This window comes from Pseudoalteromonas sp. bablab_jr011 (assembly GCF_016464045.1).
Taxonomy (GTDB): domain Bacteria; phylum Pseudomonadota; class Gammaproteobacteria; order Enterobacterales; family Alteromonadaceae; genus Pseudoalteromonas; species Pseudoalteromonas lipolytica.
The window spans coordinates 1-398 of record NZ_JACDWU010000251.1; the positions used below are offsets into that span (position 1 = coordinate 1).

The 398-nt window shown below is 38.7% G+C and carries 2 protein-coding genes; one reads left to right on the top strand and one right to left on the bottom strand.

The genetic code is table 11. The features are described from left to right. A partial coding sequence (locus tag JIG41_RS14955) for a helix-turn-helix domain-containing protein (RefSeq protein ID WP_199525032.1) occupies nucleotides 1-139 on the bottom strand: 139 nt, incomplete at its 3' end. 77 nt (nucleotides 140-216) lie between these two features. Here JIG41_RS14955 and JIG41_RS23070 point away from each other — a divergent pair. Continuing rightward, nucleotides 217-398: transposase (locus tag JIG41_RS23070; protein ID WP_199525033.1), on the top strand; the 182-nt coding region annotated here is incomplete at its 3' end.

Below are 398 nucleotides of genomic sequence, written 5' to 3' on the forward strand. Positions count from 1 at the left end.
ATTTACGTGCAAAGGTGCGGAAATACTTTTCTTCGTCAACTTTGGCATTCCAAATACTGCGTGCGCAACCCATCCACTGGCTTAAAACCAGTTTTTGATGTGATGTTGGGTTAGCACGTAGCTTAATGCCAGTTAGCATGGTCTTTCCGTAGGTTGTCAATTGCGGTAATTATTATTACACTTAGCGTTAAATTGTCAATCTAGTCTATAAGTAAAATGTACGAATGGAGAACAGGCAGAAGCTGCCTATTTAAAAATAATGCTCATCTAGTATTTGTTACAAAATACCGAAGAGGCGTTTTCACTAAAGAGATGTTAGATAGAACCAAAGAGATAATGGAGGAAACCTGTAAGCAAATGGATTGCGAGCTTTTAGAGTTTGGTGGAGAACATGACCA